13 protein-coding genes are annotated in these 15,905 nt (G+C 49.6%); all 13 read left to right on the top strand.

The features are described from left to right. Positions 1-17 precede the first annotated feature (17 nt). Complete coding sequence (locus QZT18_RS16160; RefSeq protein ID WP_294149313.1) at positions 18-1,394, top strand: YfcC family protein; 1,377 nt, start codon at positions 18-20, stop codon at positions 1,392-1,394. Positions 1,395-1,661: 267 nt separating this feature from the next. Continuing rightward, positions 1,662-3,164 (top strand): efflux RND transporter periplasmic adaptor subunit, encoded by a 1,503-nt coding sequence (locus QZT18_RS16155; protein ID WP_294149311.1) that lies wholly within the window; start codon positions 1,662-1,664, stop codon positions 3,162-3,164. A gap of 75 nt (positions 3,165-3,239) precedes the next feature. Continuing rightward, positions 3,240-4,040 (top strand): ABC transporter ATP-binding protein, encoded by an 801-nt coding sequence (locus QZT18_RS16150; RefSeq protein WP_294149309.1) that lies wholly within the window; start codon positions 3,240-3,242, stop codon positions 4,038-4,040. Continuing rightward, positions 4,031-5,251 carry an ABC transporter permease gene (locus tag QZT18_RS16145; RefSeq protein ID WP_294149306.1) on the top strand — a complete coding sequence of 407 codons (1,221 nt, stop codon included), beginning with the start codon at positions 4,031-4,033 and terminating at the stop codon, positions 5,249-5,251. The genes QZT18_RS16150 and QZT18_RS16145 overlap by 10 nt, the downstream gene beginning before the upstream one ends. A 114-nt stretch (positions 5,252-5,365) precedes the next feature. Further along, positions 5,366-5,794 (top strand): hypothetical protein, encoded by a 429-nt coding sequence (locus QZT18_RS16140; RefSeq protein WP_294149303.1) that lies wholly within the window; start codon positions 5,366-5,368, stop codon positions 5,792-5,794. Then, a complete protein-coding gene (locus tag QZT18_RS16135) occupies positions 5,791-6,735 on the top strand; it encodes an ABC transporter permease (protein WP_294149301.1) in 945 nt (314 codons plus the stop codon). The genes QZT18_RS16140 and QZT18_RS16135 overlap by 4 nt, the downstream gene beginning before the upstream one ends. A gap of 34 nt (positions 6,736-6,769) precedes the next feature. Continuing rightward, positions 6,770-7,642, top strand: a complete 873-nt coding sequence (gene cdaA / locus QZT18_RS16130; RefSeq protein WP_294149299.1) for a diadenylate cyclase CdaA — start codon at positions 6,770-6,772, stop codon at positions 7,640-7,642. After that, positions 7,623-9,011, top strand: coding sequence for a YbbR-like domain-containing protein (locus QZT18_RS16125; RefSeq protein WP_294149295.1), 1,389 nt, complete (start codon positions 7,623-7,625; stop codon positions 9,009-9,011). The genes cdaA and QZT18_RS16125 overlap by 20 nt, the downstream gene beginning before the upstream one ends. Before the next feature lie 17 nt (positions 9,012-9,028). Beyond that, positions 9,029-9,292 (top strand): HPr family phosphocarrier protein, encoded by a 264-nt coding sequence (locus QZT18_RS16120; protein WP_125142291.1) that lies wholly within the window; start codon positions 9,029-9,031, stop codon positions 9,290-9,292. A gap of 27 nt (positions 9,293-9,319) precedes the next feature. Then, the gene (ptsP, locus tag QZT18_RS16115; RefSeq protein ID WP_294149293.1) at positions 9,320-11,032 is read left to right on the top strand and encodes a phosphoenolpyruvate--protein phosphotransferase; all 1,713 of its coding nucleotides are present in this window, start codon (positions 9,320-9,322) and stop codon (positions 11,030-11,032) included. A gap of 267 nt (positions 11,033-11,299) precedes the next feature. Next, entirely contained in the window at positions 11,300-12,586 is a 1,287-nt protein-coding gene (locus QZT18_RS16110; RefSeq protein ID WP_294149291.1) for an O-antigen polymerase, read from the top strand. 28 nt (positions 12,587-12,614) lie between these two features. Beyond that, positions 12,615-13,805, top strand: coding sequence for a pyridoxal phosphate-dependent aminotransferase (locus QZT18_RS16105; RefSeq protein WP_294149290.1), 1,191 nt, complete (start codon positions 12,615-12,617; stop codon positions 13,803-13,805). Between the two features lie 34 nt (positions 13,806-13,839). Then, a complete protein-coding gene (gene ytvI, locus QZT18_RS16100; RefSeq protein ID WP_294149288.1) occupies positions 13,840-14,970 on the top strand; it encodes a sporulation integral membrane protein YtvI in 1,131 nt (376 codons plus the stop codon). Positions 14,971-15,905 lie beyond the last annotated feature (935 nt).

Raw genomic sequence — 15,905 nt, 5'->3', positions numbered from 1 at the left:
GAAAAGGGGAACGCAAAATGAAAAAGAGAAAGTATAAAATGCCGCATTCATATGTCATAATCTGCATGCTGTTAATCTTTGTTTCTATTTTGACTTATATGATTTCAGCCAATGAGTATGACCGAATCCAAACGGAGGCCGGCAATACGACGGTAATTGTTGAGTCGTATCATCCGGTGGAAGGAAAACCGGTGCCTTTATGGGAGATTCCAAACTTTATTATGAAGGCGATGAGTAAACAGGCAGACATTATTTTTCCGCTTCTTGTAATAGCGGGAGCATTGGAAGTGATTCTTTCAACCGGGATGTTCCACGCTTACTGCGGAAAAATGGCGGTAAAGTGCAGGGGGAAAGAGAGGCTGTTTATACCCGCGATACTGCTGATATTTGCAATAATTGGCATTACACAGTCCACAAATAAATTTATTGGCTTTGCACCGCTTGGAGTGATGCTGGCGGCAACTTTGGGATATGACGCCATTGTCGGAGTATCAATTGTCCTTTTGGGGGTGGGGATAGGATTTTCCACCGGCATCCTGGCCCCGACCACGGCTGTGGCCCAGGATATTGCAGAACTTTCCGCCTATTCGGGAATCTGGCTTCGTATTGTAAGCTTTGTGCTGTTCTATCTGGTGACGGCCGTTTATATTGTCAGATATGGAGACAGGTGCAAAAAAGATCCGGCTAAAAGCGTTATATACGGAGAAGAGGGAGTTGAAAATTTTGACGTGGGCAGCACCCATGTAGAGCTCAACAGAAGGCATCCACTTGTACTTGCCGTATTTCTTATCTCGTTTGGGATATCGATGTTTGGCTGTGTAAACAGAGGATGGGGGCTTGTGGAGACGGCCATCTGCCTGTTCTGGATGGCGCTTGCCGGCGGGCTGATTTACGGATATAATCCGAGCACGATTGCTTCCAACTTCGTAAAAGGGGCGAAAAATATGACGCCGGCCGCATTAATTGTAGGCCTGGGAGCGGCGGTGGCTTTAATTCTGTCTTCCGCAAATGTTTTGGATACGGTGGTACATGGCTTAGCCAATATGCTGGATATATTTCCCGATTTTATTAAACCTGCGGTAATGCTGGTGATGAATGTAATTGTGAACGGTTTCGTAACATCGGGAACCGGGCAGGCGGCTGTTGTCATGCCGGTTATGGTGCCCCTCGCCGACGTGGCCGGAGTTTCCAGACAGACGGCTGTTTTGGCCTATAAATTTGGCGATGGATTCTGCAATTACATTCTGCCCCATGCATCGGCGCTGATGGGCTTTTTAGGAGCGACAGGAATCGGGTATGATAAGTGGATGAAGTTCATGGGCAAGCTGTTTGGCCTTTGGATGATTCTGGGGTCGGGTATTCTGGTTTTTGCATATATGGTTCATTATACGTGAGAAGGTTGTGTGATTGACAGCAGAGGAAGAAAAACAGCAGACGGAAATCTGGTTTTTCAGATTTCTTTCCGGACTCTGAGTACATCGTGCAGCCGGCAGCAGACGGCCTGTTTTACGGCCGTCTTTTTCTCTGGAAGAAACGTCCAGAAATCTTACAATTTCCTGAATATCGTGGAAATATATTGTATTTGAAGTAATCCTTTGCCATACTTCGTTTATTAGGTTAGAAAACAAAAATTTTAAAAATAGAAAACGGGGAGCAAGATTATGTGGCATAAAAGTAAAAAAGATGAGAATGAAAGCATGTACGATGAAATGTATGACGAAACCACTTCTCCGGAAGAGGCGGAGACAGAATCGGAGGAGAATGCGGAACCGGATTTAGAGGAAAACGCAGAAACAGACGTAAAGAAATCGTCCGATGAGAAAATCCGGCCGGATTTTGCCGAGCAGAAAAATGTGGCGATGGTCGAGCAGGAGCTGGAAGAATATCTGAAGGAAGATCACAGCGGCGGCAAGAAGAAAAAGAAAAAATTCGGCCACTGGAGCAAAAAGAAAAAGCTGATTGTGGGAGGATGCGCCGTACTTCTGGTGTTCGTCGGAGGCCGCATTGTCCTGGGAGGCAATAAGCAGGTGGTTCCCGTCGTAGCGGCGATGCCTCTTGCAAAGGGCGATGTGATTGAAATGCTGAGCCTCAGCGGTCCCGTTTCCGGGACGGAGAGCGCTGACGTGGTTTCCAATCTCCATGCGGAGGTGCTTCAGATCATGGTCCGGGAGGGCGACCGGGTGGAAAAGGGACAGACACTGGCTGTCATCGACAGCAGCGACGCCCGCAAAGCAGTCGATATCGCACAGAATTCCTATGACCTTGCCGTCAGCGAATACAACGAAAATATCAGGGACACGCAGCACAAATATGAAAAAGCGGTTCAGGATTACAATACGGCAAAGCTGAATTACGACAGAAATAAGGTCCTGTTTGACGCAGGCGATATCTCCTCGGCCGATCTGGAAGCAGCAGGCAACGCGCTTAAGGATGCCGCCAGGGAGAAAGACTCCTATACCGTGGAAAAAGGAAAGGCCCTTCCCGATAAATCCTATGAATTAAAGGTCAAATCGGCACAGTTCGAACTGGATCAGAAGAAGACGGACCTGGAAAACGCCGAGGTGAAAAGCCCGATCACGGGTACGGTAGTCCGCGTCAATTCGAAGGTGGGCCAGTTCGCGGATAAACCGGAGGATGAAAAACCGATGTTTATCGTAGAGAACCTGGATAATCTGGAGATGGAGATTGCCGTCAGCGAATACTCTATTTCCAAGGTAAAAGTGGGCCAGAAGGCACAGATTGACGCCGATATTTTAAACGGCGTAAGCCAGGAGGGCGAGATCATCTCCATCTCTCCGACCGGTGAGGAAAAGGGCGGCGGCTCCTCGGAACGAGTGGTTCCCGCGACGATTCAGATTGAAGGCGGAGCATCGAACGGACTGATAGCCGGAATTACAGCCAAGGCATCCCTTGTCACGGGAGAGGCCAAGGGAGTGTTTACGGTTCCTCAGACCGCCATTGTGACAGCCGAGGACGGCAGCATCAATGTGGCTTCCGTCGACGCCTCTACAAACACAATACATATGATTCCGGTAACAACGGGAGTGGAGAGCGATCTCGACGTCGAAATCAATCCTGTCGAGGAAGGCGCGCTGACGGAGGGAATGAAGATTGTCATTTCTCCGGCAGGACTTGCAGAGGGAATGGCGGTGACGGCCCGATGAAAGCAGTTGGAATGAGAAACGTTCCGGTTGAAACGGCGCGGTCGGGGACGGAACAGAATGAGGGAGGCGCAGACCATGTTTGACAGAGAAGAACTCCGGAGCAAAGTCAGAAAAAGGCTGGACCGGAAAGCGGAGCTGCCGGAAGTCGATACGGATGAGTTGATTAAAATTGTCAATCTCTGCAAGGTGTATGATACGGGCGCGGTCAAGGTAATCGGCCTTAAGAATATTAACCTGACCATTAAGAAAGGCGAATTTGTGGCAATCATGGGTCAGTCCGGTTCGGGAAAATCTACGCTGATGAACATTATCGGCTGTCTTGATAGACCGGTGATGGGACATTACTACCTGGACGGAATCGACATTGCCGCTCTGAACCAGGATCAGCTTTCCAGAATCAGGAACCAGAAGATCGGATTCGTATTCCAGTCCTTCAACCTGATTTCCAGGACATCGGCGGAAAAGAATGTGGAACTTCCGATGACCTATGCGCATCTGCCGAAAAAACTCCGGCATGAACGCGCCGTGGAGCTGCTCGGACGCGTCGGCCTCGGTGAGAGAACGGAGCACATGCCCAATGAGATGTCGGGCGGACAGCGTCAGAGGGTGGCAATCGCCAGAGCGCTGGCCAACGAACCGCCTCTGATCCTGGCGGATGAGCCGACCGGCAACCTGGATACGGCCTCGTCGGTTGAGATTATGGAACTCTTTTCCCAGCTTCACAAAGAGGGAGCCACGGTGGTTGTGGTTACCCATGAGGAGGATATAGCGGCTTTTACGGAGCGGATCATCCGCTTCCGTGACGGCGAAATCGTAAGCGATGTGAGAAATAAGAAGAGAGAGGATCCGGAGAGGGAGGTGGCGCCATGCTGTTAGAAAATATGTTCATGGCTTTTTCAGCCCTCAGGGCCAACAAGATGAGGTCCTTCCTGACCATGCTCGGCATTATCATCGGTATCGGTTCCGTTATCTCGATTGTATCCATCGGCGATACGATGAGAGGAATGTTCTCAAGCCTCTACCAGGATATTGGTATCACCCAGGCATATCTGGGAATCGGTTACTGGGTTGATGATACAAGACAGAGCGATTACTTTACAATGGATGAATTAAGCCGCATCAAATCGGTCTTTGGCGATAAAATCAGCTACATAGACAGCGCCATGTCCACCTCGGCCGACGCCATTGCCGGACGCAATAAGATTAAGTTTAACTTTGATGGAATCGACTATAATTACAACGATGTGCAGCCCGTGGACATTCTGTATGGAAGATACTTAAATGAGGGCGATGTCAAGGCAAGAAGAAACAATGCGGTCCTGGAAGTGGGCAGCGCCAAAATGCTGTTCGGCACGGATAACGCCGTGGGGCGGACCTTCAGAACCCAGCTCTATGGAAATGTCCAGGAATTTACGGTGGTGGGCGTCTACGAAAAGAAGCAGAGCGCCTTCCAGAAACTGATGATGAGCACTCCGAGTGATAAGGGGAGCGCATACATACCGTGGACTCTCTTAACCTGGCCCAATGATTATTTCTATTACTGCCATTTCTTTGCGGATACGACGATGAATGAGGCGGAGCTGAATACCTTTTACGATGATCTTCTGACCTATGTGGCAAAGACAAAGGGCCGTGAAAAGTCGGAATTCTACATGGAGACGGCCATCAGCCAGATGGGGCAGGTAGACTCCATGATGGCGGGACTTTCCATGGCGGTGGGCGGCATTGCCGCAATTTCCCTGATTGTAGGCGGTATCGGAATCATGAATATCATGCTGGTATCCGTGACGGAGAGAACCAGGGAGATCGGTATCCGAAAAGCGCTGGGAGCAAGAACCAGGGACGTTCTGATCCAGTTCCTTACGGAATCTGCAATTCTCTCGGCCTGCGGAGGACTGATTGGAATTCTTCTGGGCGGCGGCCTCGTCACCCTGGTTGGAGCCGTAATCGGCGTGCCGACCATCGTCAAACCGGGAGTGATCCTGGTGGCCGTGACGTTCTCGGCCGTTGTCGGAATCTTTTTCGGCCTCTATCCCGCGTCGAAAGCGGCGAAATCCGACCCCATTGACGCACTGCGGTACGAATAGAAGCTAATTTTCATTATATTTACAATTTTATGAAAATTATTTAAGACGCTCGCCATTTACCTGAACTTATGCTATAATAAATTGATACGTTTATGGTAAATGGGGAGTGAACTTATGCTCAATGAAGAGAAGATCAGGCTGATGACCGACCTGGCCGTTTTCGAAAAAAAGAACGGCGGCCGGATGACATCCGTTACCAGCTACTTCAAAGGTGATTATATCAGCCGGAACATGATACGCGGATTTATAAGCTACACTCTATGCTGTATGATGATTCTGGCCATATGGGTTTTATTTAATATGGATGTTTTCCTGAGCACCATAGGTATCGATGCTCTTACAGGCCTTGCCTGGAAGGGAGGAGCATTTTACCTTGTGGGGCTTGTTCTGTATATGGCGCTAATCTGTGCCGTTTATAGCAGGAGATACGATTATCAGGCGAGAATGAACCGTATTTATATTGCGAAATTAAAACATCTGGACAAGCGCTATGACTACCACAGCCGCTCCAGGGAACTTGCGAGGGAGGGCAGACGCGTATGAAGGGACTTCTGGTTTTTAAAGAGAGGCTCAAAGCATTTTACGGAAAAAACAGCGCATTTGTAATCCCAGTACTGAAGTTTATTGTAGCGTTTACCGCTATATTTCTGATAAACAGGAATGCCGGTTTTATGCCTAAGATATCGGGCTCCCTGGTACCGGTGGCCATGGGACTTGTAGCCACCTGCCTGCCGTACGGGACCATCGCGTTTCTGGCCGGCGGTTTTCTTTTAATACAGCTGTATGCCGCGTCCCTGGAGGTGGCGGTGATCACATGCATTTTCCTGTTTATCGTGGTCCTGCTCTATTACGGGTTTCAGCCGGGAGACAGCATCCTTCTTTTAGTGACGCCGATCCTGTTCTTTTTCAAGATACCGTTTGCCGTTCCGCTCTTAGTGGGACTGGCCGGCAGCCTGGTGTCGGTGATACCGATGAGCTGCGGGATTTTCGTTTATTACGTAATCATGTATGTGAAGCAGAACAGCAGCTTCCTGGCGGGAAGCGAACAGGTCGAGATGACCCAGGTCTTTGCCCAGGTGGTGAAAAGCCTGATAGGCAACCAGACCATGCTTGTCATGATTGCGGCGGGATGCCTGGGCGTCCTGGTGGTGCACGTTGTTAAAAATCTTTCAATTAACTATTCCTGGGGGGCCGCGATCACGGCCGGTTCCATTATCCAGTTAGTTGTAATTTTTATCGGTGACTTTAAGTTCGGCGTGTCGGTATCGGTGCCGGGCCTTATTATTGCGATTTTATTGTCGTCTGCGGTCGCGGGCGTGTATCACTTTTTCGTATTTGCCGTAGACTATAGCAGGACAGAGTTTGTTCAGTTTGAGGATGATGATTATTATTACTATGTGAAGGCGGTTCCGAAGATCGCGGTGACAAAACCCGATGTAAAGGTGCAGAAGATTAACACGCGGAGAACGCCGAGACAAAAATAAAAAATAGATTAAAAAGATAAGAGGAGGTGAGCGCATGGCCGATATTATTAAGGAACTGTATTCCTGGATAGCATTTGTGCCGGAGATTACTTTCAAAAACTTCATAGAAATTGCAATTATTACGATAGTTGTATATGAGATGCTGGTATGGATTAAGAATACAAGAGCATGGACTCTGCTGAAAGGGATTCTCTTTATATTTGCGTTCGTCCTTGTGGCCGCCATATTGGAACTTGATACGATCCTGTGGCTGCTGGAAAAGACTTCTTATATCGCGGTGACGGCTATCCTGATTATTTTCCAGCCGGAGCTTCGTAAAGCTTTGGAGCAGCTTGGCAGCAAGAATGTACTGACCAACCTGTTTACGGCGGATGACGTGAAGAAGAATGAAAGTTTTACCGAGAAGACAATCAATGAACTGGTGAGAGCCAGCTTTGAGATGGGCAAAGTGAAGACAGGCGCCCTGATGGTAATCGAGAAAGCGACTTCCCTGGGGGAGATCGAGAGAACCGGAATCGAAGTGGACGGCATCGTAACAAGCCAGCTTCTGATTAACATATTCGAACACAATACACCCCTGCACGACGGTGCCGTCGTTATCCGGGGAAACCGTGTTACGGCCGCAACGTGTTATCTGCCCCTGTCGGACAACATGGCAATCAGCAAAGACCTGGGAACAAGACACAGGGCTGCCGTCGGGGTCAGTGAAGCTACGGACAGCGTGACAATCGTTGTCTCCGAGGAGACGGGACGCGTGTCGGTGGCATCGGGAGGCCAGCTACGCAGAGTTGCAAGCGGAGACGAGCTGAGAAGCCTTTTGTCAACCCTGGTAAAACATGACGAGACGAGTGCGGGCAGATTTAAGATTTGGAAGGGAAGGCGGAAGAATGAAAGAAAAGCTGACTAAAAATTCCGGACTGAAGCTGATTTCCCTGCTCTGTGCATTTTTTGTATGGCTGGCTGTTGTGAATGTGGCCAATCCGGTGACTACAGATACAAAAGAGGTTCCGGTGGAACCGATTAACGAACAGGTTCTGGAAAAAGCGGATCTGACCTACGACATAGTAGGAAAGAAGACGGCGGTTATTACCTACCGCATCAGAACCAAGGATAAGTATAAGATAAAGACCAGTGATTTCAGGGCATATGCGGATCTTGCCGAGATGTATGACGTGACGGGGGCGATCCCGATCAAGGTTGAGGTTGTGAACAACAATGAACTGTTTGAGACGACGCCGACGGTAAAATCGCCGGAGGTTATCAAGATACAGACGGAAGCGCTGCAGACCAAGGATTTCCCGTTAAAAGCGCTGCCGTACGGCAATCTGGCCGACGGATACCAGCCGGGTGAGATCACGATGTCTCCGGATCATGTGAGCATTAAGGGACCGGTTTCACTGATTGGACAGATCAACGGAGTCGGAATTGAGTTTAATATTGACGGCGTCAGCAGTGATATTTCCGGAACGGAAACTCCTGTATTCTTTGATGCCAACGGAAACAGCCTGATGGAACAGCTTGGTGACAGCGTGAAGGTACTGGGCGGAGACATCAGCTATACGATGCAGGTTCTTAAGACCAAGACGGTACCGCTCGACTTTGTAGTCACGGGTGAAGTTGCCCAGGGATATAAGTACACAGGCGTTGAGACAAGCGTCAAGAATGTGGAAGTGGCAGGACTTAAGTCGGATCTGGCGGGTATGAGCACGATTACGGTTCAGGATCCGCTTCTCAATATCGACGGCGCCACGACGGACAAGATCTGCGAGATCGATTTGAAAGATTTCCTGGAGCCGAATGTCACGATAGCCGGTATGAGTGATACGGTGATTAAAGTAACGCTCAAAGTAGAGCCTCTGAGAGAGAAGACGTTTACGGTAGATACGAAGGACATACCGATGAACGGTAAGTCGGACGGCTACTCCTACACATTTGACGATGAGAAAGCGGAGATTAAAGTGCGCGGACTCAAAGAGGATCTGGACAGCCTTTCCACGGTAAAGATGAACATTCATGCCGATGTGACGGGGCTGGGAGTGGGAACCCACAATGTCAGGGCAGCGCTTCAGTTGGATGATGCGTTTGAAGTAATTGCTTATCCTGAAATGTCAATCACGATTGCCGAGAAGTCGCCGGCCGATGAGGTTTCAGGAACTGCGGCCGAGACAAAAGCGGGCGAATCGAAACCAAATGAAACAAAATCAAATGAGACAAAATCAGCAGAAAGCAGCGCGGCTGAAACAAAACCTGCTGAAAGTAAGTCGGAAGAACAGTAAAGAGGGGTTATTTTGTCATGGTTAAGGCAAAAATAAAAATTAGGAACCCAATCGGCCTCCATCTGAGGCCGGCCGGGATTTTCTGTAATGAAGCTGGAAAGTTTGACTGCTCCATTATGTTCAGTTTCAGAAATTCAGTATCCAATGCCAAGAGCGTGCTGAGCGTTCTGGGCGCCTGCATCAAATGCGGGGATGAAATTGAATTTATCTGTGACGGTAAAGACGAGGAGGAAGCATTGTCCGCGATGTTAAAGATCGTGAACGATGGCCTCGGCGAGTAAAATAATCCGGAAAGAGGAGGAACCACAATGGCAAGAGGAACAGGCGCATCGGCCGGTATCGGCATTGGCAGGGCTGTCATTCTGAAAGAAGAGCAGCTTGTGATCGAGAATACCGTGATAGAAGATGCAGAAGCAGAGAAATTACGTTTTAAAAAGGCGGTAGAACAGAGCATCGCGGATGTGAGCGTCCTGGCAGAGGACATGGCATCCAGAATCGGTGAAAAAGAAGCTGAGATTTTAAACGGTCATTTAATGCTTTTACAGGATCCGATGCTGACGGGCGAAATCGAGAACCAGATTGAGAACGACAAGGTCTGCAGCGAATTTGCGGTGGAGACAGTCTGCAATATGTATGCGGATATGTTTGCTTCCATGGATGATGAACTGATGCAGCAGAGAGCTGCGGATATGAGAGACATTAAGACAAGAATGCAGAAGCTGCTTCTGGGAGTCCAGTCGGTGGACGTATCCCTCCTTCCGGCCGGGACAATCCTGATGGCGCAGGACCTTACCCCGTCCGTGACCGCAGGAATCAATCCTGCCAATGTGACCGGTATTGTTACGGAGCTCGGAGGACGCACCTCCCACTCGGCTATCCTGTCCAGAGCGCTGGAAATTCCGGCCGTTGTGGCGGCAGCGGGAATCCTCAGCGAGGTGAAGGACGGAGACGAACTGATCCTGGACGGCGAGACGGGGGAGATTTTTGTGAATCCCGACAGTTCCCTGCGTGCGGAGTACGAACAGAAGAGAAGTGTTTATTTACAGGAAAAAGAGGAGCTTAAGAAGTATATCGGCATGCCCAGCACCACGAAGGACGGCGTGACGGTGGAAGTGGCGGCCAACATTGGAAAACCGGAGGATGTGGACCGGGTTCTTGCCTATGACGGCGAAGGCATCGGCCTTTTCAGAACGGAATTCCTGTTTATGGACCGGAATGAGATGCCGACCGAGGAAGAGCAGTTTGAGGCGTATAAGAAGGCAGCCGTGGCCATGAAGGGCAAACCAGTGATTATCAGGACCCTGGATATCGGCGGCGATAAAGAAATCCCTTACATGGGTCTTAAAAAGGATGAGAATCCGTTCCTGGGCTACAGGGCAATCCGTTTCTGCCTTGACAGAAAAGACGACATCTACCGCCCTCAGCTTCGCGCCCTCTTAAGAGCCAGCGCCTTCGGCAATATCAAGATTATGGTGCCTATGGTTACCTGCATTGAAGAATACAGGGAGGCAAGAGCGCTTGTAACCGACATCATGAAAGAACTGGATGAAAAAGGAATTGCCTATAACAAAGAGATTCAGGTCGGAATCATGGTCGAGACGGCGGCAGCATCCCTGATGGCGGATGTGTTTGCCAAAGAAGTTGATTTCTTCAGTATCGGTACCAATGACCTGACACAGTATACGATGTCGGTAGACCGCGGCAACGATAAGGTATCTTACCTTTATTCCACGTTCAACCCGGCTGTCCTGCGGAGCATCCGCCACATTATCGAGTGCGGACGAAACGAGGGCATCATGGTGGGAATGTGCGGTGAGGCTGCCAGCGATCCGCTGATGATTCCACTGCTTCTGGCCTTTGGGCTTAACGAATTCAGTATGAGCGCATCGGCCATTCTGAAGGCGAGAAAATATATTACAGAATACAGCGTGGAAGAGCTGAAAGCGGTTGCTGATAAGGCCATGAGCCTTGTGACGGCGGCCGAGATTGAACGGTTAATGAAAGAATTTGTCAGGGGTTGAGAAAGTGGCCGAAACACGGGATACCGCCTTTTTTCCGACCGTGAATGAACTGATATGCTGCTGTTTGCAATACAGCCGTTTATGGCAGAGTTGTGAACCGCGACATTTATCTGACTGAGGAGAAGAGGTGCCGCATAATTATAATTGTATCATTACAAATTATGATTATGCGGCATTTGGCATTGAGCGGCAGTGAAAAGATCGCGAAGCGTGCTTTTCGTTGCTGATGCCTTACAAAAATACAGAAATACCGTAAAGGATGAAATTATGACAGTTTACCTATTGTGTTATGCGGCCGCATGGCTGTTTTCATTAAGCGGCCATCCCTATCTGTCCGGGGCCGGACTGATAGGGGCAGCCGTGTATCTCTATATGGAGGATTACAGAAAAACAGAAAATATGCTGAATCTGCGGGGGCTTTTTGCACTCTCCTGGGTGGGAGGGCAGGGTCTGGCTTGTTTGAAGCTGAGCAGACTGGGGGCAAGCTGGTCCCCTATGACCTGGCTCTGTTTTCTGGCGGCATTTGCCGGATTTTACTGCACATTCCTGTTCCTGGAGCATTACCTGGGAGTGGATCGGGTGAGTCCGCTGCGGTACAACGGGTTCGGCAATTACGAGCAGTCCGTTTTCTTCTGCGCCTGCGGCCTGACGATTGTCTCCTTCGGATGTTTCCTGATCGAGGCGGCGGCTTTGGGCTTTGTGCCGCTGTTTGTCAGGGGAGTGCCGCATGCCTATTCGGCCTTTCATCTGACGGGAATCCACTATTTTACCGTATCTTGTGTTCTGGTGCCGTCCATATGCGTAATATACTTTTGTATTAACAGGGGAAGGGACAGGATAAAAAGCATCATGATGGCGGTGATGGGCCTGCTGTCCCTGGCCGTTCCGATCCTCTGCGTTTCCAGGTTCCAGCTGATATTCGCGGTGATTCTGGCCGTTCTTACCTACATACAGATGGACGGAAGGCTGAACCTTCTCTATGCGGTCTTTGCAACGGCGGCCCTGGTGCCGCTCTACCTGCTGCTGACCGTCGCGAGGAGCCATGACGTGTCCTATCTGAATGCGGTCTTTGAGATGAAGAATGAAAGTATGCCGATTTTTATTACCCAGCCCTATATGTATGTGGCAAACAACTATGACAATTTCAACTGTCTGGTGGAGGGACTCGGCAGTCATTCCTGGGGCCTCAAGATGCTGGCTCCGCTGTGGACTTTAACCGGGCTTAAATTCAAATTCCCCGCGCTGACGAATTTCCCATATTTTGTCAACCGGGAGGAACTGACCACCCTGACCATATTTTATGACGCCTACTATGATTTCGGAATCATTGGAGTGCTCGGTCTTTCCTGCATTCTCGGGGGACTGGCTTTCTATTTGATGCAGAAGATGAAAAAGGTGCGCAATCCGATTACGTATCTGTTCTATTCCCAGATCGCAATTTACATGATGCTGTCTTTTTTCACCACCTGGTACAGCAACCCGACAACCTGGTTTTATCTGGCGGCCACGGGGGCGATCGCATTTGCGACGTCCAGGCGCTGGGGAACTATCTGATTACCACGAAGCAAAGGGGATATGAGAGATGATTTCAAAGAAAATGATACCGCTTATGCAGAACAACTCTGCAATCAGAATGATGTTTGAAGAAGGAAAAAAACTTGCCGCCATCCACGGAGCCGAAAATGTATTTGATTTCAGCCTGGGAAATCCCAGTGTACCGGCGCCCGCCGAAGTAAATCAGGCAATTGCGGATATAATAAAAGAGGAAGATTCTCTTTTTATCCACGGTTACATGTCAAACGCCGGATATGAAGACGTCCGCGGGACGATAGCGGATTCCCTGAACAGACGGTTTCACACGTCGTTTGGAGTGGCGAATATCCTGATGACGGTGGGGGCGGCCAGCGGTCTTAACGTGATTTTAAAGACCGTCCTGGATCCCGGCGACCAGGTCATCACATTTGCCCCGTATTTTGTGGAGTACGGCTCCTATGTGCGCAACTACGACGGAGAGCTGGTGGTGGTTCCCCCGAATACGGCCGATTTCCAGCCTGATTTAAAGAAACTTGAGGAAATGATTAACGGCAGGACGAAAGCCGTTATTATCAATACCCCCAACAATCCCACCGGCGTGATTTATTCCGATGAAACGCTTAAAAACATTGCCTCGGTACTGGAAAAGAAGGAGAAGGAGCTGGGAATTTCCATCGTCCTGATCTCGGATGAACCGTACAGGGAGCTGGCTTATGACGGAGCCGTGGTACCCTGGGTGACAAACTATTACCACAATACCGTGGTCTGCTACTCCTACAGCAAATCCCTGTCCCTGCCGGGAGAGCGTATCGGCTATCTGGTCATCCCGGACGAGATGGAGGACAGTAAGAACGTGATTCAGGCCGCTACGATAGCCAACCGGGTCCTGGGCTGCGTCAATGCGCCTTCCCTGATGCAGAGAGTCATCAAACGCTGCGTGGATGCAGAGGTGGATGTGGCTGCCTACGACAGGAACAGAAACCTGTTGTACAACGGGCTGAAGGAATACGGATTTGAATGCATCAAACCGGAGGGGGCCTTTTACCTCTTTGTGAAATCACCGGTGGAGGATGAAAAAGAATTCTGTGAGACGGCGAAGCAGTTTAATGTGCTTGTGGTTCCGGGAAGCTCTTTTGCCTGCCCGGGCTATGTGAGAATCGCCTACTGTGTTGCTTATGAAAGAATTGAACGCTCCATGGCGGCATTTAAAAAGATCGCGGAGCATTACCATTTAATTTAAGCCGGAGAATGCCGGCTTCGGGAGGTGTTGTGCGTTGGAGGATGTAAAAAAATATCTCAGGATGATTTTAAATATTGTAATTCCTCTGGCAGGACTTTGCCTTGTATGCTTTCTGGGACCAAAGCTGCTGAGCTTCTTTATGCCCTTTGTAATCGGCTGGATTATCGCAATGATTGCCAATCCGCTGGTGAGGTTTCTGGAACGTCACTTAAAGCTGGTGCGGCGCCATGGTTCCATGGTAATCATCGTGGGCGTGCTTGTCCTGGTAATCGGTCTTCTCTATCTGGCCATTACCTGGATTTACTCGGAGTTAGCCGGCTTTGTCGGAGATCTGCCGATGCTCTATGACAACGCGCTCAGTGAAATATCGAATGCGATTCAGAACAGCCAGAAGCTGCTCACCTATCTGCCGGACAGTCTCCAGAAACCACTCCTGGAAATCTCCAACAACCTGGGAGGAACCATCGGCGCACTGTTTTCCAAAGCCGCCGCCCCAACGGTGGAGATTGCGGGAAATGTGGCGAAAAGGATTCCAAATGTCATGGTAAATACGGTTATCATGATTCTGGCATCCTACCTGTTTCTGGCGGAGCGTGAGAAGATTCTCCGCGTCCTGAGAGCGGTGCTTCCGCCGTTTGTATTCCGCTATGCGGACTATCTGAAAAAAGACGCCAGAGGCCTGATCGGCGGCTACTTCCTGGCGCAGTTTCGAATCATGTTCGTGGTGGCCGCCATCCTCGCGGCCGGGCTTTTGATACTGGGAGTCAAATATAGTCTGCTGCTGGCGATTTTTATCGCCATTTTGGACTTCCTTCCGATCTTCGGAACGGGAACCGTCCTGATCCCCTGGGCTGTTGTGAAGCTGTTTTCTGCGGAGTACCCTTATGCCGTGGGCCTGATTCTGATTTACATCACAACCCAGGTAGTCCGCCAGATTATCCAGCCGAAGATAGTCGGAGACTCCATGGGACTGCCGCCGCTTCTTACGCTCTTCCTCCTGTATATGGGATTCAAGCTGAGCGGAATAGCCGGAATGATCCTGGCGGTGCCGATTGGGCTTGTGTTTATAAACTTCTATAAATACGGGGCATTTGACTCGATGATTGAGAATATGAAGATGTTGATTCGGGAGGTTAGTGAGTTTAGAAAAGGGGGAGGGGATTGAGGAATGAGAACGCCGCCGGGACGGTCGGGGTTCGGGATGGTGAGAGGGAGGTTGTGAGTCTTCAGTCCCGGTTTGTAGGTTGTCGCGGGTGGGGAATCCGGGCAGAAAAAGTTCCTGCGGGAAACGCTTGCGCTCTTTGGAGTACATAACAGTACTAGCCTCGAAAAGACCTCGGCAAGTACTGATGAACTCCCAGGTTCCCTGCGGAATTTTTTTCTCCCGGATTTCCCACGGGAAGGTTATGTCCGGGACTGAAGACGCGAAGTTTTTTCGCCATCCCGTAACCCGGCCTGCGGCCGCTGAATTGTTCTGTTTCTTCAAAAGGGGAGGTATTGTCGCGGCCACTACGTTGTTTTGAGGGGCTGGAGAATGCCTCCTGTTTGGTATGGGATTTAGGGGATTGTTTTGGCTTATGCTGTTTCATTCTATGTTGTTTTGGTTTGATATATTTCGATTGAGCCGTTTTGCTCTAAATGTTTCGATTAAAGATATTTTATTTAAGCCGTTTTGCTCTAAGTGGTTCGGTTTGAGTCATTTCGTTTAAGTCGTATTGCTCTAAGTGGTTCGGTTTGAGTCATTTCGTTTAAGCAGTTTTGTTCTAAGTGGTTCGGTTTGAGTCATTTCGTTTAAGTCGTTTTGTTCTAAGAGGTTTCGCGTTAAGCCGCTTCTCATAAAGTCATTTCATAGTATTTCTTCTAATATTTATTTCTCTCTAAATACATCATTAGAATCATCAAGAGAAACCGTCAGCACGTAAAAGTATTGCAATTATGTAGTGGCTGCGACAATACCTCCCACCGCACTTGACGAAAGAGACAATCAGCCCCTGAAGATGACGGACGGGGCAACACCCTTCGCTGAGTCTTCAGTCCCGTCGATGATCTGCCCGGGGAAGGAAGGAGAAAACTTTCCGAAGGGGACCTTGGAATCCGCCG

Origin of the sequence: uncultured Clostridium sp., from assembly GCF_900547735.1 — a bacterium.
Lineage (GTDB): Bacteria > Bacillota > Clostridia > Lachnospirales > Lachnospiraceae > Otoolea.
Note: the sequence above shows the minus strand (reverse complement) of the source record. Positions and strands in the feature narration are given on the sequence as shown.

Excerpts from the sequence above, each read along its gene's own strand:
- QZT18_RS16105 (WP_294149290.1), top strand. The coding sequence starts at position 12,615 with ATGATTTCAAAGAAAATGATACCGCTTATGCAGAACAACTCTGCAATC.
- QZT18_RS16160 (WP_294149313.1), top strand. The coding sequence starts at position 18 with ATGAAAAAGAGAAAGTATAAAATGCCGCATTCATATGTCATAATCTGC.
- QZT18_RS16135 (WP_294149301.1), top strand. The coding sequence starts at position 5,791 with ATGAAGGGACTTCTGGTTTTTAAAGAGAGGCTCAAAGCATTTTACGGA.
- QZT18_RS16155 (WP_294149311.1), top strand. The coding sequence starts at position 1,662 with ATGTGGCATAAAAGTAAAAAAGATGAGAATGAAAGCATGTACGATGAA.
- QZT18_RS16140 (WP_294149303.1), top strand. The coding sequence starts at position 5,366 with ATGCTCAATGAAGAGAAGATCAGGCTGATGACCGACCTGGCCGTTTTC.
- ptsP (WP_294149293.1), top strand. The coding sequence starts at position 9,320 with ATGGCAAGAGGAACAGGCGCATCGGCCGGTATCGGCATTGGCAGGGCT.
- cdaA (WP_294149299.1), top strand. The coding sequence starts at position 6,770 with ATGGCCGATATTATTAAGGAACTGTATTCCTGGATAGCATTTGTGCCG.
- QZT18_RS16110 (WP_294149291.1), top strand. The coding sequence starts at position 11,300 with ATGACAGTTTACCTATTGTGTTATGCGGCCGCATGGCTGTTTTCATTA.
- QZT18_RS16125 (WP_294149295.1), top strand. The coding sequence starts at position 7,623 with ATGAAAGAAAAGCTGACTAAAAATTCCGGACTGAAGCTGATTTCCCTG.
- QZT18_RS16150 (WP_294149309.1), top strand. The coding sequence starts at position 3,240 with ATGTTTGACAGAGAAGAACTCCGGAGCAAAGTCAGAAAAAGGCTGGAC.
- QZT18_RS16120 (WP_125142291.1), top strand. The coding sequence starts at position 9,029 with ATGGTTAAGGCAAAAATAAAAATTAGGAACCCAATCGGCCTCCATCTG.
- QZT18_RS16145 (WP_294149306.1), top strand. The coding sequence starts at position 4,031 with ATGCTGTTAGAAAATATGTTCATGGCTTTTTCAGCCCTCAGGGCCAAC.